The organism is Stenotrophomonas sp. 85239_Sma, assembly GCF_056481725.1.
On the sequence record NZ_CM151163.1, the window covers coordinates 216,690 to 235,621 of the forward strand.

The window sequence follows — 18,932 nt, forward strand, 5'->3', positions numbered from 1 at the left end:
GGCACCCACCAACAGCAGCTGGCACCGACAGCAGCGGGAAACTGTCGAAGGCGGGGTGGGTCCGGTTGCGGGGGCGTGAGCGCCATGGATGGCGCGACCGAGCCTCCATGGACGGATTCACGGCGTCCCCCGTAGCCGGACCCACCCCGCCATCCCACGGAATGCCCGCTGTCGCCGTTGCCGTTGCTTCGGCTTCGGCAGGTGCAGGGCGCAGCCCTGCCGGCACAGCTCATCGCTCGGAATGCCCGCTCTGGTCGTAATCGCGCGGACTGAACAACTCCGGCTGGATCAGCTCGATGAACGCCCGCGCCTGCGCCGACAACGCCTTGCCACGCCGCACGATCACCCCGTAACTGCGTTCGGGGAACCAGCGCTTCATCGACCGCGCCGCCAACCGCTCGCGATCGGCCTCGTTCAGGCACAGCGCCGGCACGATGGAAATGCCCATACCCATCGCCACGTACTGCTTGATCACCTCCCAGCCGCCCACTTCCAGGGCCACGGTGTAGGCGATGCGGTGGCGCTGGAACACCTGGTCGACCAGGCGGTAGGTGATCTGCCGCTTCGGTGGCAGCACCAGCGGATAGCGCGCGATGTCGGCCAGCTCCAGCTCGCCGCCGCTGGCCAGCGGATGGTCGTGCGGCGCGATCAGCACCTGCTCGAAGCGGTAGGCCGGGGCGTAGCTGAGGTCGGCCGGCACATCGGTCATCGAACCGATTGCCAGGTCGGCGGCGTCCTCGCGCAGCAGGTCGGTGCCATCGGCGCTGATCGCGTTGTGCAGGGTCAGGCGCACGTCCGGGTGGTGCTGGCGGAAGCGTTCGACGATCTTCGGCAGCAGGTACAGGATGGTCGAACTGTTGGCGGCGATGTTCAGCTCGCCCGCGTCCAGGCCGCGCACCTTGTCGCGGAATCGTGCCTCCAGCCCGTCCAGGTTCTCCACCAGCGGCTGTGCCATTTCGTACAGCAGCTGGCCCTCGCGGCTGGGCACCAGGCGGCGCCCGCTGCGCTCGAACAACGGCACCCCCAGCTCCCGCTCCAGCGCCTGCAACTGCAGGCTGATCGCCGGCTGGCTGACGAAAAGTGCCTCAGCCGCCCGTGAGACCGAGCCAAGGCGCACCGTCTGGCAGAACGCGCGCAGTGGCTTCAGCCGGTCGGATTTGTAGGAAAAACGGGGGCTTGGAGGGGGGCGTGTGGTCATCGCGTCACAAGTATTAGCACAATTTATGTAGAACATTGCAAAAACTGTTTTGCCAAATACTCGGCCCCGGCGGCACCGTGGAGACGTTCCCCCACCGCTGGAGTTGCCCCATGTCCGCCGTCGCTTCCGCTGTTCCCACCCCTGCCAGCAAGGCCACCCCCGGCATCGCCCTGGCGACCCGCGTGGCCGGCCAGGACACCCTGCTGCCGGCACCGCTGCTGGCCCTGCTGGTGTCGCTGCACCGTGCGGTGGAACCGGGCCGGCAGGCACGGCTGCAGGCGCGCCGCGAGCGCCAGGCGTTCTTCGACCAGGGCGGCCTGCCGGACTTCCGCACGGACACCGCCGCGATCCGTAGCGGCGACTGGCGTGTTGCCCCGCTGCCCGCCGCGCTGCAGGACCGCCGCGTCGAGATCACCGGCCCGACCGATCCGAAGATGGTCATCAACGCGCTGAACTCCGGTGCCAAGGTGTTCATGGCCGACTTCGAGGATTCGACCTCGCCGACCTGGCGCAACCTGCTGGCCGGGCAGCAGTCGCTGGCCGCCGCGGTGCGTGGCGATCTTCAATACACCGCACCCAATGGAAAGCACTACGCCCTGCGCCCGTACGACGAGCAGGCGGTGCTGATCGTGCGCCCGCGTGGCTGGCACCTGGACGAGAAGCACGTGCGCATCGATGGTCAGTTCATCGCCGGCGGCCTGTTCGACGCGGCGGTGTTCGCCTTCCACAACGCCCGCACCCTGCAGGCGAAGGATCGCGGCCCGTATTTCTACCTGCCCAAGCTGCAGAGCATGGAAGAGGCGGCGCTGTGGGAAACCGCGCTGTCGCACATCGAAGGCATGCTCGGCCTGCCGCACGGCCAGATCAAGGTGACCGTGCTGATCGAAACGCTGCCGGCGGTGTTCGAGATGGACGAGATCCTGCACGCGCTGCGTGACCGCATCGTCGGCCTGAACTGCGGGCGCTGGGACTACATCTTCTCGTACCTGAAGACCTTCCGCCGCCACGCAGATCGCGTGTTGCCCGAGCGCGGCCAGGTGACCATGACCCAGCCGTTCCTGAAGGCGTATTCGGAGCTGCTGATCCAGACCTGCCATCGCCGTGGTGCGCATGCGATGGGCGGCATGGCCGCGCAGATTCCCATCAACAACGATGCCGCTGCCAACGAACAGGCGATGGCCCGCGTGCGCGCCGACAAGCTGCGCGAAGTGAGCGCCGGCCACGACGGCACCTGGGTCGCGCACCCGGCGCTGATTCCGGTGGCGATGGCGATCTTCGACGAACACATGCCCGGTGCGAACCAGCACAGCGTGCTGCGCCAGGATGTGCGCGTCGGCCGCGACGAACTGATCGCGCGGCCGCCGGGCACCATCACCCGCGCTGGTTTCGAAGGCAACGTGGAAGTCTGCGTGCGTTACCTGGCGGCGTGGCTGGATGGCAACGGCTGCGTGCCGATCCACCACCTGATGGAGGACGCAGCCACCGCCGAGATCAGCCGCAGCCAGCTGTGGCAGTGGCTGCATACGCCGGGCCAGCAGCTGGACGATGGCACCGCCATCGACCTGGCGCTGCTGGATGCCACGCTGGCGCAGCTGCCGGCACGGCTGGGCGATACCGCCGCGTTGCCCGGTGGCGCGCGCATCGGCGAAGCCATCGCCCTGCTGGGCGACCTGAGCCGCAACGACGAACTGACCGATTTCCTGACCCTGCCGGCCTACGCGCGCATCGACTGATCGCCGCCCGCGTTTCCTGCCGTTTCCCTCCCCGCTGCACGCACGAACCGAACTGGAGAAAGACATGAGCAAGCTGCCCACTGCCGAACAGATCCAGCACGACTGGGATACCAACCCGCGTTGGGAAGGCATCCAGCGCAACTACAGCGCCGCCGACGTGGTGCGCCTGCGCGGCACCGTCCACATCGAGCATTCGCTGGCCCGCCTGGGTGCGGAGAAGCTGTGGGCGTCGCTGCATGAGCGCGAGTTCGTCAACGCGCTCGGTGCACTGACCGGCAACCAGGCCATGCAGCAGGTGAAGGCTGGCCTGAAGGCGATCTACCTGTCCGGTTGGCAGGTGGCCGCCGACGCCAACCTGGCCGGCCAGATGTACCCGGACCAGTCGCTGTACCCGGCCGATTCGGTGCCGGCGGTGGTCAAGCGCATCAACAACACACTGCTGCGCGCCGACCAGCTGCATCACGCCGAAGGCAAGGACGACATCGATTTCCTGCAGCCGATCGTGGCCGATGCCGAAGCCGGTTTCGGCGGCGTGCTCAATGCGTTCGAACTGATGAAGGCGATGATCGAGGCCGGTGCCGCTGGCGTGCACTTCGAAGACCAGCTGGCCTCGGTGAAGAAGTGCGGTCATATGGGCGGCAAGGTGCTGGTGCCGACCCGCGAGGCGATCGAGAAGCTCAATGCCGCGCGCCTGGCTGCCGACGTGCTGGGCGTGCCGACCCTGCTGGTGGCGCGTACCGATGCCGAAGCCGCGGATCTGCTGACCAGCGACATCGACGGCAACGACCGGCCGTTCACCACCGGCGAGCGCACTGTCGAGGGCTTCTACAAGACCCGCAACGGCCTGGACCAGGCGATCAGCCGTGGCCTGGCCTACGCGCCCTATGCCGACCTGGTGTGGTGCGAGACCGGCAAGCCGGACCTGGAATTCGCTCGGAAATTCGCCGAGGCGATCCATGCGAAGTTCCCGGGCAAGCTGCTGGCCTACAACTGCTCGCCCAGCTTCAACTGGAAGAAGAACCTGGATGACGCCACCATTGCCAAGTTCCAGCGCGAACTGGGCAGCTACGGCTACAAGTTCCAGTTCATCACTCTGGCCGGTTTCCACGCCTTGAACTACGGCATGTTCAATCTGGCCCATGGCTACGCACGCCGGCAGATGAGCGCGTTCGTGGAACTGCAGGAAGCCGAGTTCGAAGCGGCCGAGCGCGGCTTCACCGCGGTCAAGCACCAGCGCGAGGTCGGCACCGGCTACTTCGATGCGGTGACCCAGGCGATCCAGCAGGGCCAATCGTCGACTACCGCGCTGACCGGCTCGACCGAGGAAGAACAGTTCCACGGCGGCCGCAGCGAACGCGCTGCGTGATCCGGTAATGCCGGCCGCTGGCCGGCAACCCGCCGATGTTTCCGGAGTCCACGGGGTTGCCGGCCAGCGGCCGGCTCTACCGAAGCTTCGGAATCCGATCAGGGTGGCCAGGGAAGGGCCAGACAACGCCGGCCGGTCGGGGGACCTGCCGGCGTTGTTGTATCGATGCAAGGGGGGCAACCGGTGGGCAGCGTCAATCAGGCGCACCCCGGTCCCGGCAACCTGGCCGAAACCCCGTGAAACCCGGCATCGGATTGATCCAGCAGGAGTTTTGGCTGGACACCGATAGCCAGAATGGGCCACCACCGATCTTCACATCAATCAAGATCGGCAGAAGGCTCAAAATGAGATAGGGCGCACACTTTAAAGCGGTGCTATGCTCCGCGGCTCACCAGGGGACGCTGGCGGCGGGTGCAGGGAATGACCGGCAGGGGTGCGGCCGAGAACAGTGATGTGACGACAGGTATCGCCCGGGTGGCGATGGCCGAGATCGTGCACGCTCTGTTGTCAGATGCCGAGGTGGCATTGTTCGCCAGATTCGCCCGCGCATGCAAGCTCCGTGCCGGACAGTGGCTGTTCCAGCGGGGCCACCGCGGCGAGCGCATGTATGTGATCCTCGAAGGACAGATCGAACTGGACTTTGGCGAGGACCTGGTGATCAAGACGCTCGGGCAGCATGAGTTCTTCGGAGAACTGGGCCTGCTGGTCGGCGATCACCTGCGCAGCGCCAGTGCGCGCGCGCTGGTCGACTGCGACGTGCTGGAGCTGGGCCCGGCCGATTTCCATCGGCTGGTCGAATCCGATCCCGGCCTGGTGGCCTACTTCCTGCGCCGCACGATCATGCGCGTGCTGACCAACGAACAGGCACTGATCAGACAGCTGCGCCGGCGCAACCACGATCTGGAAACCGCGCTGGACAACCTGTACATCACCACCCACCAGTTGACCCACACCCGTGAGCTGGTGCGTACCGATGAACTGACCGGGCTGCACAACCGCCGTGGCCTCACCCTGTACCTGCAGGAGTGCCGCGAGCATGCCGAGGGACCACCGCAGGCGTTGCTGCTGATCGATTGCGACCGTTTCAAGCAGATCAACGACCGCCACGGCCACCAGGCCGGCGACCGCGTGCTGCAGAGCATGGGCAACATCCTGCGCTCGATGGCCGGCGAGCAGGACCTGGCCTGCCGGCTCGGCGGCGATGAGTTCTGCCTGATCCTGCGCCGTGGCAACCACGAGATCGTGCAGCACGCGGCCGAGTTCATCCTCAGCGCGGTGCATGGCCTGCTCGAGCGCAGTCATGGCACGCCGCATGTCAGCCTGGTGAGCATCGGTGCCAGCCTGCTGGCGCCGGAGGCAGGCTGGAGCGAGTGGTATGCCAGCGCCGATCGGGCGCTGTACCGGGCCAAGCGCGACGGCGGCAACTGCCTGCGCTGGGTGGATGATCCGGACGGCCAATAGGGAGAGGCAGGCGATGAATGGCGACAACGGAACGTCAGCCCCGCATAGCCCACAGCTACGCGCCCTGCTGTTCACCGATCTGTGTGATTCGCTGCAGCTGGTCGAGCGTATCGGCGATGTGGCGGCGGCGAGCCTGTTCCAGGAGCACGACCGCCTGGTGCTGGGGCTGCAGCACCGCTGGAATGGCCAGCTGATCGACCGCTCCGACGGGCTGTTCATGCTGTTCGAGCGCACCATCGACGCACTGGGTTTCGCCCTGGACTACCAGCGTGAACTGCACGCGCTGGGTCAGCAGCGCGCCATTGAACTGCGCGCGCGTGCCGGCCTGCACGTGGGTGACGTGCTGACCTGGGAAAACAGTGCCGAGGCGGTCCGTGCCGGTGCCAAGTCGATGGAAGTGGAAGGCCTGGCCAAGCCGATGGCGGCGCGCCTGATGATGCTGGCCCGCCCTGGCCAGATCCTGCTGTCGGCGGTGGCCGAATCGCTGACCCGCCGTGCCACTGATGCGCTGGGTGAGCGCGGCACGCGCCTGCTGTGGAAATCGCACGGGCGCTGGCGCTTCAAGGGCGTGCCGGTAGTTCAGGAAGTGATCGAAGTGGGCGAGATCGGTTCGGCGCCGCTGCGCATGCCGCGCGCCAATGCCAAGGCGCGCCGCGACCTGCCGCTGTGGCGGCAGCCGCTGGTCCTGGCTGCCGAAGGCCTGGTGCTGGCGGTGGCCGTGCTGGGCGGCTGGCTGCTGCTGCGGCCGGAACCGGCGATTGCATTCGCTGAGCGCGACTGGGTGGTGCTCGGCGATGTCGACAACCTCACCGGCGATCCGATCTTCGATGACTCGATGCGGCACGCGATCCGGATCGCGCTGGAACAGTCGCGCTACGTGAACGTGCTGTCGGAGGGCAAGATCCGCGAAAGCCTGGAAATGGCGCGGCTCTCGGGCGATACCCGGTTGAACCGCGATACCGCCGTCGACGTGGCGGTAAGGGAAGGCGCCCGCGCCGTGCTGTTGCCGACCGTGCGGCAGAAGATCGGCGGCTATGAGCTGGCCATCGATGTTGCTGCGCCGGGCAGCGGGCAGGTGATCCAGACGTTCACTGCCACCGCGGATCGATCCGACCAGATGGTGTTCGCGGTGGACGATGTGGTCGGGCGCCTGCGGCGTGGACTGGGCGAGTCGGTGGCAAGCCTGGAACAGTCGTTGCCGTTGCCGCGGGCATCGACCCAGGACCTGCGCGCACTGCGTGCATTCGCCCTGGCCGAGAGTGCACTGGGCCAGCGTCGCTTCGAGGAGGCACGCAACCTCTACCAGGCTGCGATCGATATCGATCCTGGCTTTGCCCTGGCCTACATGGGCGTGGCCAAGCTGCATGCGCGGGTCGAGGAAGGGCGGCGTGCGCGCGAAGCCATGCAGCATGCGCTGGACCTGCAGGATCGCCTGCCACCACGCGAGCGCCTGTACCTGAAGGCCTGGATGGCCGAGCTGGAACCAGGTGGCTGGGCGCTGGAGCAATGGCGCACGCTGGCCAAGGTCTATCCGGATTCGTTCGCGGGGCTGTCCAACACGTCCTGGTACCTGTTGCAGGCCAACCAGTTCAGCGAGGCCGAGCCTTATGCGCGAGCGGCCGCAGTGCCGCAGGACCCCTTGCGGCTGTATCCGCTGGTCCATCTGGTGCGGATACAGATCGCTGCCAACCAGCCGCAGCTTGCCGCGGAAACACTGGCGCAGGCACAGATCCTGCGCGGCCGGGATGACGCCGATGAGACCGGCGTGGATGTGCTGGTGGCGCAGGGACAGTACGCCAAGGCAGCGGAGCTGTTGCCGCAGATCCATGCCAGCGATGCCCTGCAGCAGCGGATGAAGCTGCGTGCGCAGCTGCTGCTGGCGGCCGCGCAGCGCGACTGCCCGGCGATGCAGCAGGCGATACGCGAAGATGCACCGGCGCCGGCGCTGGTCGACCTCCAGGTGCAGCAACGCCTGCAGCACGCCAGCGTGGCGGCATTGTGCTCGAGCGCTGGCCGCGCCGAACTGCAGGCCATCGCAGCGCTGCTGCAGCCGATGCTGCAGCAGCGCGATGATCCCATGCTGAATGCCAGAGGCCTGCAGTGGCTGGCGCTGGTCCACCTGGCACAGCGCCAGGGCCAGTTCGAGCTGGCCAAGCGCTGGCTGGACGATCAGCGCCCCCTGCTGCGCAGCCTGCGCAGCCCGGTCGCAGACCGCTGGCTGCGCATCGTCAGCGCCATGGATGAGCTGCAGATGCAGCGACCCGACGCTGCACGCTCGCTGATCGAGCCGATGCTGGATGGGAGCGAGCCCGTGCAGGCACACGTGGTGCTGCTGCTCGCGCTGCGCGCACAGGGCGATGAAGCCGCCGCGCGCCGCCAGCAGGCGTGGCTGGCCCAGCATCGCGGCCAGGCCATTGCCGAGGTCACGGCCCTGCAGGTGTGGCAACCGCTGAACGTGTATGACGTCTCCACGTGGGCAACGCCAGCTACGGCCGGCGCACCCTGATGGCGGATCAGCCGTCGATCCGCTCGCCGACCTTGCCGGCTTCGAAGCAGAACACCACGGTCATGGCCGCCACCGACCCGGACAGGTGGTCCTGCAGCGCGTTACGCACCCGGCCAAGCTCCTCGACCGAGGCCAGGGTGTCGATCTTCATGCAGTCGTTTTCGCCGACGGCAGCGTCCAGGCCGATCGAGGCCAGCGCCTGGGCCGGCGACGCGGTGAAGTGGCTGCGGAACTCGTCGTTGCCGATCAGGTGGTCCAGCAGGGTGCTGGCGTCTGCGGCGGAAAGGCGGGAATGGGTGCTCATGGGGATCGTCCGTAGGTGGAGTTTCTCGTATCGGCCGCGACAGCCTGCCATTGAGGGCCGCGCGCTGCACGTCGCTAAAGTTGGCCGCGCTGCGGTCGTTGCTGCTATGCCGGTTGTGCGGCAGAAGGAAGGAAACCCATGCGACTGCGCCGCTGCGCCAGCCTGATGTTCGAGCCCCGCGAGGCGGTCACCCTGGACCTGCGCGCGATGCTGGCCGGCCATGCCGAGATGGACAGCCAGATCAGCTGGGTGGCGCTGGCCGCCCATCTGGACCAGCCGCTGCCGGTGGATGCCGAGGAGCGCCAGCTGCTGGGCGAGCTCAGCGCGCACCGCTGGAGCGAACCACCCGCCGATGCCTCCCCGGCCATGCTGGCCCGCTTGGTCGAGCAGGGCCTGCTGCTGACCGACCCGCCGAGCGAGGTGGGGCACCAGATGCGCGACGAGGCGCTACGGCGCAGCCAGTGGTGGCCGCTGGCCGCGCTGGCCCATCGCCACGCGCGGTGGCAGGCCGTGGACAGCGTGGAGGACATGCGTCGGCAGGGATTGGACACCGCTGCCGGGCTGCGCCAGCGCCTGGGGCCGCCACCACCGGTGGTGCAGCCCATGCAGGGTGACTACCAGCCGCTGCCGCGCAGCGAAGAGGCCGCGTTCGATGCACTGCTTGCGCGTCGCACCACCTGCCGCAATTTCGATCCGCAGCGCGCGCTGCCGCTGCCGTTGCTGGCCCAGGTGCTGCAGCGCACGCTGATGGCCCACGCCGTGCAGAAGGTCGAGCGCGATACCGAGTTCCTGAAGAAGAACGTGCCTTCCGGTGGCGGCCTGCATCCCACCGAGGGCTTCCTGCTGGTGCAGAACGTGGACGGGCTGGTACCGGGCCTGTACCACTACCACCCGGTGCAGCATGCCGTTCTGCCGTTGCCTTCGCCACCGCCGCAGGCACTGGCTGCGCTGGCGCGGCGGATGCTGTCCGGGCAGGAGTGGTTCGCCGATGCGCCGGCGTTGCTGGTGCTGGCGCCGCGCTATGACCGCTGTTTCTGGAAGTACCGCAACCATGCCAAGGCGCACCGTGCGGTGACACTGGATGTCGGCCACATCTCGCAGCTGCTGTACCTGTGCGCCACCGAGCGCGGCCTGGCGGCGTTCGTCACCGCAGCCATCAACGATGCCGATGTCGATCGCGCCTTCGGGTTCGATGGCATCGGCCAGAGCGCGATGGCCATCTGCGGCCTGGGCTGGCGCAGTGCCACGCTGGACACCGCCGAATTCGATCCCGCTGGTCGGGTGACGGCGGGCGACGACCGTTGAGCGGCCGTCGCCCCGGCGTTCACGCCGCTTCGAAGTCCACCAGCACCGCACCATCACCCACCTGGTCGCCGGCCTTGGCGCGGTAGCCCTTCACCGTGCCATCGGCCGGTGCCTGCAGGGTGTGCTCCATCTTCATCGCTTCCAGCACCACCAGTGGCGTTCCGCGCTTGACCTCGGTGCCGGCCGCGACCAGCGTCGCGACGATCCTGCCCGGCATCGGCGCCAGCAGGCTGCCGGCGTCGGCCACGGCCTGGTCCGATTCACTCACCGGATCGTGCAGGGTGAAGCGGTGCTGGCCATTGGCGCCGAACAGGTACAGCTGGTCACCGTCGCGCAGCAGCTGTAGCGACCAGCGGCGCTCGCCCCGCTGCACCGTCAGGCCGTGCACATCGGCCGTGCCGATCACCTGCAGCGGTGCTGCGTCATCGCACTGCACGCGCCAGCCATCGGCCTGCGCCCACACCTTCACCATGTGCTTGCGTTCGCCCTGCTGCAGCGGCAACACGCGCGGCGCGGACGCGCCGAGGCGCCAGCCATCCTGTGCTCGCCACGGGGAATGCGGGTCGCGCGCGTCGGTGCTGGCGCCCGCAGTGCTTGCAACTGCGGCCACGGCGGCCAGCTGCCACAGGGCATCATCCGTGTCGCCCACCGCACTCAACGCGGCGTGCTCGCGTTCGATCAGCGCGGTATCCAGCCTGGCGTGCGCGAACGAATCGGTGTTCACCAGGCGGCGCAGGAAGCCGGCATTGGTGGTCACGCCCACTACCTGGCAGTCGGCCAGCGCCTGGCTCATGCGGCGCAGCGCGGCATCGCGGTCCACGTCCCAGACGATCAGCTTGGCGATCATCGGATCGTAGTACGGGGTGATGCTGTCGCCTTCCTCCACGCCGGTATCCACGCGCACATGGGCTGACGGCGTGGGCAGGCGCAGCCGGCGCAGCGTGCCGGTGGAGGGCAGGAAGCCACGGTCGGCATCTTCGGCGTACAGGCGCGCTTCGATGGCGTGGCCGTGGATCGAAAGCTGCTCCTGGCGCAGCGGCAGCGGCTGGCCCGAAGCCACGCGCAGCTGCCACTCCACCAGGTCGGTGCCGGTGATGTACTCGGTGACCGGGTGCTCGACCTGCAGGCGTGTGTTCATTTCCATGAAGTAGAAATCGCCGTCCGGGCCGGCGATGAACTCCACCGTGCCGGCACCGACGTAGCCCACCGCGCGCGCGGCATCCACCGCGGCCTGGCCCATCGCGGCACGACGTTCGGGGCTCATGCCCGGCGCCGGCGCTTCTTCCAGCACCTTCTGGTGGCGGCGCTGCACCGAGCAGTCGCGCTCGAACAGGTACACCGCCTCACCGTGGCTGTCGCCGAACACCTGGATCTCGATGTGGCGCGGGCGCTCGACATACTTCTCGACCAGCACGTGGTCGTTGCCGAACGCCGAGGCCGCTTCGCGCTGGCAGCTGGCCAGCGCATCGACGAAGTCCTCGCTGCGCTCGACCTTGCGCATGCCCTTGCCGCCACCGCCGGCACTGGCCTTGATCAGCACCGGGTAGCCGATGGTATCGGCCTGGGCACGCAGGAACGCGGGTTCCTGCTGGTCGCCGTGGTAGCCCGGCGTCAGCGGTACACCGGCCGTGGCCATCAGCGCCTTGGCCGCGCTCTTGTCGCCCATCGCGCGGATGGCGCTGGCCGGTGGACCGATGAAGATGATGCCGGCGGCGGCGCAGGCATCGGCGAAGTCGGCGTTCTCGGACAGGAAGCCATACCCGGGGTGGATCGCCTGCGCGCCGGTCAGGCGTGCGGCGTCGAGCAGGGCATCGGCGCGCAGGTAGCTCTCACGTGCGGCGGCCGGACCAATGTGGATGGCTTCGTCGGCCAGGCGCACATGGCGTGCGTTGCGGTCCGCATCGGAATACACCGCCACGGTGGCGATGCCGAGGCGACGGCAGGTGGCGATGACGCGGCAGGCGATCTCGCCACGGTTGGCGATCAGGACTTTGGTGAACATGGCAACAGGCTCGGTCATGGCACGGGTTACATGCGGAACACGCCGAAGCGCGTCTGCTGCGGGGCGGCGTTGAGGCTGGCCGACAGCGCCAGGGCCAGCACCCGGCGGGTGTCGGCCGGATCGATCACGCCGTCGTCCCACAGGCGCGCGCTGGCGTAGTACGGGTGGCCCTGCTGTTCGAACTGGTCGCGGATCGGCGCCTTGAACGCGTCCTCTTCCGCTGCCGGCCACTGGCCACCCTTGGCTTCGATGCCATCGCGCTTGACCGTGGCCAGCACGCTGGCGGCCTGTTCGCCGCCCATCACGCCGATGCGTGCGTTCGGCCACATCCACAGGAAGTTCGGCGAGTAGGCGCGGCCGCACATGCCGTAGTTGCCGGCGCCGAACGAACCACCGATCACCACGGTGAACTTGGGCACCTTGGCGCAGGCCACCGCCATCACCAGCTTGGCCCCATCCTTGGCGATGCCACCCTGTTCGTACTTGCGGCCGACCATGAAGCCGGTGATGTTCTGCAGGAACACCAGCGGGATGTTGCGCTGGGTGCACAGCTCGATGAAGTGCGCACCCTTCAGTGCCGACTCGGAGAACAGGATGCCGTTGTTGGCGATGATGCCGATCGGGTAGCCGTTCAGATGGGCGAAGCCGGTGACCAGGGTTGCACCGTAGCGCGGCTTGAACTCGTCGAAGCGCGAGCCATCGACCAGGCGCGCGATGACCTCGCGCACGTCGTAGGGCTTGCGCGTGTCGGCCGGGATCACGCCATACAGGTCGTGTGCCGGCAGCAGTGGCTCCTCGCTGGCCTGCACCGCCATCGCCGGTTCCGGCTTGCGCCAGTTCAGCTGCGCGATGATCGCGCGCACCCGTGCCAGCGCCTGCAGATCGTTGTCGGCCATGTGATCGGCCACGCCGGAGATGCGCGTGTGCACATCGGCGCCGCCCAGTTCCTCGGCCGTCACCACTTCACCGGTGGCCGCCTTCACCAGCGGCGGGCCGCCGAGGAAGATCGTGCCCTGCTCGCGCACGATCACGGTCTCGTCGCTCATCGCCGGCACGTAGGCGCCACCGGCGGTGCAGCTGCCCATCACGCAGGCGATCTGCGGAATGCCCTGTGCCGACAGGTTGGCCTGGTTGTAGAAGATGCGGCCGAAATGGTCGCGGTCGGGGAAGACTTCGTCCTGCAGTGGCAGGAACGCGCCACCGGAATCGACCAGGTAGATGCACGGCAGGTGGTTCTGTTCGGCGATCTCCTGTGCGCGCAGGTGCTTCTTCACCGTCATCGGGTAGTAGGTGCCACCCTTGACCGTGGCGTCGTTGGCCACGATCACGCATTCCACACCGCTCACCCGGCCGATGCCGGCCACCACGCCGGCGGCGGGCACGGCATCGTCATACATGCCATGCGCGGCCAGCGGCGCGATTTCCAGGAAGGCGCTGCCGGGGTCGAGCAGGGCGTCGATGCGGTCACGCACCAGCAGCTTGCCGCGTGCGGTGTGCTTGGCACGCGCGGCGTCGCTGCCGCCCAGCGCAGTGCGGGCGAGGGTGGCATGCAGGTCATCGACCACGGCCTGCATCACCGCGCGGTTGCTTTCAAACGTTTCGCTGCCCGGTTGCAGCTGGCTGTTCAGGACGGTCATCGCGGTGGCCTTACAGGGTGCGCTGGAACAGTTCGCGGCCGATCAGCATGCGGCGGATCTCCGAGGTGCCGGCGCCGATTTCATACAGCTTGGCGTCGCGCCACAAACGGCCGGTCGGGTATTCGTTGATGTAGCCGTTGCCACCCAGGATCTGGATCGCCTGGCCGGTCAGCCAGGTGGCCTTCTCGGCGGCGTACAGGATCGCACCGGCGGCATCCTGGCGGGTGGTGCGGCCCTGGTCGCAGGCGCGCGCCACGGCGTAGACATAGGCGCGGCAGGCACCGAGGCCCACGTACATGTCGGCGATCTTGGCCTGGATCAGCTGGAAGCTGCCGATCGGTTCGCCGAACTGGTGGCGCTCGTGCACGTACGGCATCACCACGTCCATCGCCGCCGCCATCAGGCCCAGCGGGCCACCGGACAGCACCACGCGCTCGTAGTCCAGGCCGGACATCAGCACGCGCACGCCACCGCCGACCTGACCCAGCACATTCTCTTCGGGAATCTCGCAGTCCTGGAACACCAGCTCGCAGGTGGGCGAAGAGCGCATGCCCAGCTTGTCCAGCTTCTGCGCGGTGGAGAAGCCCTTCATGCCCTTCTCGACCAGGAACGCGGTGATGCCCTTGGCACCTGCGTCCATGTCGGTCTTGGCGTAGACCACCAGCACATCGGCGTCCGGCCCGTTGGTGATCCACATCTTGTTGCCGTAGAGCACGTAGCGGTCGCCACGCTTGTCGGCACGCAGCTTCATCGACACCACGTCCGAACCGGCGCCCGGTTCGCTCATCGCCAGCGCGCCGACCAGGCTGCCGTTGCACAGGCCGGGCAGGAAGCGCTGCTTCTGTTCTTCGTTGCCGTTCTTGCGCAGCTGGTTCACGCACAGGTTGGAGTGCGCGCCGTAGGACAGGCCGATGCCGCCGGAGGCACGCGAGATTTCTTCCATTGCCACCACGTGGGCCAGATAGCCCATGCCGGTGCCGCCGTATTCTTCTTCCACGGTGAGGCCGAGCAGGCCCTGCTCGCCCAGCTTCGGCCACAGGGACAGTGGGAACTGGTTGCTGGCATCGGCCTCGGCGGCCAGCGGCGCGACCTCGGCAGCGGCAAAATGGGCCACGCTCTGGCGCAGCAGGTCGATGTCTTCGCCAAGATCGAAGTTCAGGGATGGCACGTGCATTGTGGTGGCTCCACGGCGGGATGGCAGGAAATGGACGCACCCGGCGGGGGAGCGGGCGGCGGTCTGCAGGACCGCCACCCGCACGGGCGATGGGCCCAGCGTAGCGGGGTTCGGGTAAGAAGTGAATACGAATTCAAAAATTGAAACTAGAATCAGAACATGGCCTATAAACGCTCTGCATTGATGGAAGAACGCCTGGCGGGCGCCCGAGAACGGATCCTGCTGGCCACCCGCGAGCTGGTCGCCACCGGCGGCTGGCGTAACGCCCCGGTGACCGCCGTGGCGACCCAGGCCGGGGTGTCCACCGGCCTGATCTATCGCCACTTCCCGTCCAAGGCCGAACTGTTCGTGGAGGTGCTCAACGCCGCCGTGGCCCACGAGGTCGCGATCATGGAGCGCATCGCCAGTGGGCCGGAGGTGGCCAGCGAGCGCCTGCGGCTGGCGATCACCGCCTTCGTCCGCCGCGCCCTGGCCGGGCCGGGGCTGGCGCACGCCTTCATCGTCGAACCGGTCGACCCGGACGTGGAAGCCGAGCGCATGCGCGGTCGCCGCGCATTCGGCGATGTGTTCCTGCGGCTGGTGGAAGAGGGCGTGGCGGCCGGTGAGCTGCCGGTGCAGGACGCACATGTGGCCGCTGCCTGCCTGGTCGGTGCCTTCACCGAGGCGATGGTCGGCCCGACCGCGCCGAGCCGCGAAGCGCACCGCGACGAAGACGCGCTGGTGGATGCGATCTGCAGCTTCTGCCTGCGCGCGATCGGCGCCCCGGTAGTCCGGTAGAGCCGGCCGCTGGCCGGCTTCTGTTGCTGGGTCAGATCCCTTTTGCATCGCAAAAGGGATCTGACCCCATTCCCCGCAATGTTGCGCCGCACCAGCAGTGACGCCTGTTGTCGCACGCAAAGCGCGTTCTATACTCGGTCCATCACGCAGTCGCTCAGCCGTGGTCCAACGACTATCAGCCAGGGGTAACGAAGAGTGCGGAATTACGATCTGGAGTTCCTGAAACGCTTCTCCATGGTGATCGCGCTGCTGGCGACCATCACCCTCGGCCTCATCCTCCTTGCCGCCTACATCCACACCCGGATTCCGCCCGAGGTGTCGCCGACCGCGGCCAAGCGCACCGAACAGCGCATCTCGCCCACCGGCGCGGTCTATGCCGGCAGCACCGGCGCCGCCGCGCAGGCCGCCGCCAAGGCCGCTGCGCTGGCCAAGGCCGCCTCGCAGGTGGCCTACGGCGGCACCAAGGATGGCAAGGTGATCTTCGACAACCTGTGCACCGCCTGTCACACCACCGGCGTGGGCATGGCACCGACGCTGGACCATTCGCACTGGGACAAGCGCATCGCACAGGGCAAGGACACCCTCTACAAGCACGCCATCGAGGGCTATACCGGCCCCGACGGCGGCATCATGCCGCCCAAGGGTGGCAACCCGGCGCTGACCGAGGAGCAGATCCACGCCACCGTGGACTGGATGCTGGGCAACTTGAAATAGCCGGTGGTGCCGGCCAGCGGCCGGCACTACCCCGGCTTTGCCCACCAAGGCCTGATCGCCCACATGACCCCGCTGCGCAGGCGGGGTTTCGCATTTCAGGGTTAGTCTGTGCGCCCTCTTCCAAGGAATCGCCCGTCGATGCGCCGCCGCTCCCTCGCCCTTGCCCTGTCCCTGCTGCTGCCGGCCGGCGCCTTCGCCCAGGCCCAGCCGCAGGCCGCACCGGTCGCGTCGCCCTCCGCCGCACGCAGCAGCGCCACCGTGGTGCTGACCGCCGCGCCGGCTGACTGGCGCGCGCTGGATGGCCAGCGCGTGCGCATCGCCGCGCCGCTCACCCTGGCCGGTACCGATGGCCTGGAGCGCTTCGGCCAGCTCACCGTGGCCTTCGATGGCCGCCTCTGGCAGCCGACCGAAGTGGCCGCGCCGGGCACCGCCGGCTACGAGCAGGTGATGGCCGACAACCAGCGCCGCCGCCTGGTGCTGGACGATGGCAGCGATGCCCGCGACCCGGCCAGCGTGGCCTACCTGCAGGGCAACCCGGTGCTGCGCACCGGCATGCAGCTGCGCAACGTGGAGGGCATCGTGCGCGTGGATCCGCAGGGCCGTCCGCGCCTGCAGGTCGAAGGCGCGCTGAAGCTGCCGGAGCTGAAGCGTCCGGCGGTGCCGACGGTGCCGGGCAGCCTGCACGTGGCGGCCTTCAACCTGGAGAACTTCTTCAACGGTGATGGCCAGGGCGGTGGCTTCCCGACCCTGCGCGGCGCGCGCACGCTGGACGAGCACAAGGCGCAGGTGGCCAAGCTGGTCACCACGGTCAACGCGCTGGGCGCCGATGTCGCCGCGCTGATGGAGCTGGAGAACGACGGCTACGGCCCGCAGTCGGCCATCGCCGAACTGGTCGACGCGCTCAACCGCGACCGTGGCGCGCAGGGCGACTGGCGCTTCGTCGACGCGGGCACCGGCCCCGGCGACAATCCGATCCGGGTCGGCATCATCTACCGCAGCACGCGCCTGCAGCCGGTCGGCCAGCCGGCCACGCTGACCGGCGGCCCGTTCGTCGAGCACAGCCGCGTACCGCTGGCGCAGGCCTTCCAGGGCAAGCACGGCGCGCCGTTCGTGGTGGTCGCCAACCACTTCAAGTCGAAAGGCTGCCGCGACGCGAGCGGTGCCGATGCCGACCGCAACGACAACCAGGGCTGCTGGAACGCTACCCGGGTGACTTCGGCGCAGCAGCTGCACGCCTGGCTGCAGACCGATCCGACCGGTACCGGTGCCCAGGACGCGGTGCTGCTGGGTGATTTCAACGCCTACGCGATGGAAGACCCGATCCGCACGCTGCATGACCTGGGCTGGCAGGACGCGTTCAAGGTCGCCAAGGTCGAGCATCCCTACAGCTACGTCTACAACGGCTACACCGGCCGCCTCGACCACGCGCTGCTGAGCCCGGGCATGGCCCAGCGCCTGCGCGGTGCTGCCGAATGGCACAGCAACGCCGACGAGCAGGACGCCAGCGGCTACCAGGGCCGCAACGTGCAGGGCCCGTGGCGCAGCTCCGACCACGACCCGCTGCTGCTGGGCTTCGATAAATAAGGTTCGCCGGGGATCAGCTCTGGGGGGACCTTGATAGGCACGGATGCTGCCGTTGCTTTTGATCTACCAGTCCGCCTTCAAGCGAGCCGAGCATCGCAGGTGAATCAGGGGCGAAGAGGCGCCGATGTCTGAGCGTAGCGAGTTCGGCGCCGTCCCCTGGTTCACCGAGAAGCGCAGGGTACCGGTGCACAGCACCGGCTCGCGGCTGGCGGCGCGTTTCTTTTGGTTACTTTTCTTTTCGCGCGAAAAGAAAAGTGACATCCCACCGTGGGCGCGGAAATGGCCCGCCGCAACCAATGCTCACCCCCAGGCGATCAACCCGATCGCCAGCACCGCCAGTGCAAGCCCGGCGCGGTTCCACTTCGTGGTCGCTTCGCCGAAGGCAAACACGCCCACCAGCGCGCCCAATACCACCACGCCGATGTTCATGCCGGCGAACACGGTGGCCGGGTTCTCCGGCATCGACTGATGCGCATGTACATAGAAAAGAATGTTGCCGCCGTTGAGCAGGCCCAGCAGCGCGCCGGCCCCGAGGTTGCGCCAGGCCAGTCGGCTGCGGCCACTGGTGTGCCGCCACAGCTGCAGCGCCAGCATCAGCACGAAGGCCACGCTGAAGCTGGCCAGCACCGCTGCCATCGAGGGCGTGCCGGAGAGCGCCACCTGCTTGAGCAGCACATCCACCACTGCGAACCCGGCCCATACGCCCAGCAGCCAACCCCAGCCACCGGGTGAGGACGCCACCGCCGGTCCGCGCGGGCGCAGGCTGATCGCCACCATTGCCAGCAGGCCCAGGCCGAGACCGGCCAGCTTCCACGGCGTCGCGGTCTGGCCGAAGAACAGGAACGCAGCAGCCAATGACAGCAGCAGCGACAGCCGCTGCGCCACGTCGCTGCGGACGATGCCGGCCACCGCCACCGCGCGGCCCAGCACCAGGAAGATCGACGGCAGCACCACCGCCAGCGCCAGCAGTGACAGCCATGGCGCGTGTGGTGCGCGCAGCGCATCCAGCGGCGGCTGCAGCACCACGGCGGTGAGCATTGCCGCCACCAGATAGTTCCAGGTGACCATCTGCGCAACATCCAGCTGGCGGCGCGCGGCCACCTTCAACAACACCGAGACCAGCACGCTGCAGATCACGGCCAGGGACAGGTAAAGCATGGGGCGGCCACAG

At 68.0% G+C, this 18,932-nt stretch carries 14 protein-coding genes; 8 read left to right on the plus strand and 6 right to left on the minus strand.

Translation table 11 applies throughout. From position 1 onward, the window contains the following. Positions 1–229 precede the first annotated feature (229 nt). Complete coding sequence (locus tag ACYKG1_RS00965) at positions 230–1,198, minus strand: LysR family transcriptional regulator (protein ID WP_154261933.1); 969 nt, start codon at positions 1,196–1,198, stop codon at positions 230–232. A 110-nt stretch (positions 1,199–1,308) separates the two neighbouring features. Here ACYKG1_RS00965 and aceB point away from each other — a divergent pair, with 110 nt between their 5' ends. The 4 genes from aceB to ACYKG1_RS00985 all read left to right on the plus strand — a co-directional run bounded on the left by aceB (position 1,309) and on the right by ACYKG1_RS00985 (position 8,264). Then, complete coding sequence (gene aceB / locus ACYKG1_RS00970; RefSeq protein ID WP_100474969.1) at positions 1,309–2,931, plus strand: malate synthase A; 1,623 nt, start codon at positions 1,309–1,311, stop codon at positions 2,929–2,931. A 64-nt stretch (positions 2,932–2,995) separates the two neighbouring features. Then, positions 2,996–4,297 (plus strand): isocitrate lyase, encoded by a 1,302-nt coding sequence (aceA, locus tag ACYKG1_RS00975; RefSeq protein WP_100474968.1) that lies wholly within the window; start codon positions 2,996–2,998, stop codon positions 4,295–4,297. A 420-nt stretch (positions 4,298–4,717) separates the two neighbouring features. Then, complete coding sequence (locus ACYKG1_RS00980) at positions 4,718–5,758, plus strand: GGDEF domain-containing protein (RefSeq protein ID WP_478471528.1); 1,041 nt, start codon at positions 4,718–4,720, stop codon at positions 5,756–5,758. A gap of 13 nt (positions 5,759–5,771) precedes the next feature. Then, complete coding sequence (locus ACYKG1_RS00985; RefSeq protein WP_478471529.1) at positions 5,772–8,264, plus strand: putative peptide modification system cyclase; 2,493 nt, start codon at positions 5,772–5,774, stop codon at positions 8,262–8,264. A gap of 7 nt (positions 8,265–8,271) precedes the next feature. Here ACYKG1_RS00985 and ACYKG1_RS00990 read toward each other — a convergent pair whose 3' ends face one another. Next, a complete protein-coding gene (locus ACYKG1_RS00990) occupies positions 8,272–8,568 on the minus strand; it encodes an NHLP-related RiPP peptide (RefSeq protein ID WP_478471530.1) in 297 nt (98 codons plus the stop codon). Positions 8,569–8,706: 138 nt separating this feature from the next. Here ACYKG1_RS00990 and ACYKG1_RS00995 point away from each other — a divergent pair, with 138 nt between their 5' ends. Then, positions 8,707–9,873 (plus strand): putative peptide maturation dehydrogenase, encoded by a 1,167-nt coding sequence (locus ACYKG1_RS00995; RefSeq protein WP_262227457.1) that lies wholly within the window; start codon positions 8,707–8,709, stop codon positions 9,871–9,873. A 19-nt stretch (positions 9,874–9,892) separates the two neighbouring features. On the opposite strand, the gene ACYKG1_RS01000 is transcribed toward ACYKG1_RS00995, so the two are convergent. From ACYKG1_RS01000 to ACYKG1_RS01010, 3 genes are read right to left on the minus strand one after another with little or no spacing between them, the layout of a single operon-like run. Further along, positions 9,893–11,875: an acetyl/propionyl/methylcrotonyl-CoA carboxylase subunit alpha gene (locus ACYKG1_RS01000; RefSeq protein WP_478471532.1), complete on the minus strand. Its 1,983-nt coding sequence runs from the start codon at positions 11,873–11,875 to the stop codon at positions 9,893–9,895. A 26-nt stretch (positions 11,876–11,901) separates the two neighbouring features. Continuing rightward, complete coding sequence (locus tag ACYKG1_RS01005) at positions 11,902–13,512, minus strand: carboxyl transferase domain-containing protein (protein WP_262084017.1); 1,611 nt, start codon at positions 13,510–13,512, stop codon at positions 11,902–11,904. A gap of 10 nt (positions 13,513–13,522) precedes the next feature. Beyond that, the gene (locus ACYKG1_RS01010) at positions 13,523–14,686 is read right to left on the minus strand and encodes an isovaleryl-CoA dehydrogenase (protein ID WP_478471534.1); all 1,164 of its coding nucleotides are present in this window, start codon (positions 14,684–14,686) and stop codon (positions 13,523–13,525) included. A gap of 159 nt (positions 14,687–14,845) precedes the next feature. On the opposite strand from ACYKG1_RS01010, the gene ACYKG1_RS01015 reads away from it, so the two are divergent. The 3 genes from ACYKG1_RS01015 to ACYKG1_RS01025 all read left to right on the plus strand — a co-directional run bounded on the left by ACYKG1_RS01015 (position 14,846) and on the right by ACYKG1_RS01025 (position 17,761). Beyond that, positions 14,846–15,463, plus strand: coding sequence for a TetR/AcrR family transcriptional regulator (locus tag ACYKG1_RS01015; protein WP_262084016.1), 618 nt, complete (start codon positions 14,846–14,848; stop codon positions 15,461–15,463). A gap of 195 nt (positions 15,464–15,658) precedes the next feature. Further along, positions 15,659–16,177: a c-type cytochrome gene (locus tag ACYKG1_RS01020; RefSeq protein ID WP_005407662.1), complete on the plus strand. Its 519-nt coding sequence runs from the start codon at positions 15,659–15,661 to the stop codon at positions 16,175–16,177. 138 nt (positions 16,178–16,315) lie between these two features. Further along, a complete protein-coding gene (locus ACYKG1_RS01025; RefSeq protein WP_478471536.1) occupies positions 16,316–17,761 on the plus strand; it encodes an ExeM/NucH family extracellular endonuclease in 1,446 nt (481 codons plus the stop codon). 300 nt (positions 17,762–18,061) lie between these two features. Here the strand turns inward: ACYKG1_RS01025 and ACYKG1_RS01030 are convergent, their stop codons facing one another. After that, positions 18,062–18,919 (minus strand): EamA family transporter, encoded by an 858-nt coding sequence (locus tag ACYKG1_RS01030; RefSeq protein ID WP_478471537.1) that lies wholly within the window; start codon positions 18,917–18,919, stop codon positions 18,062–18,064. Between the last annotated feature and the right edge of the window lie 13 nt (positions 18,920–18,932).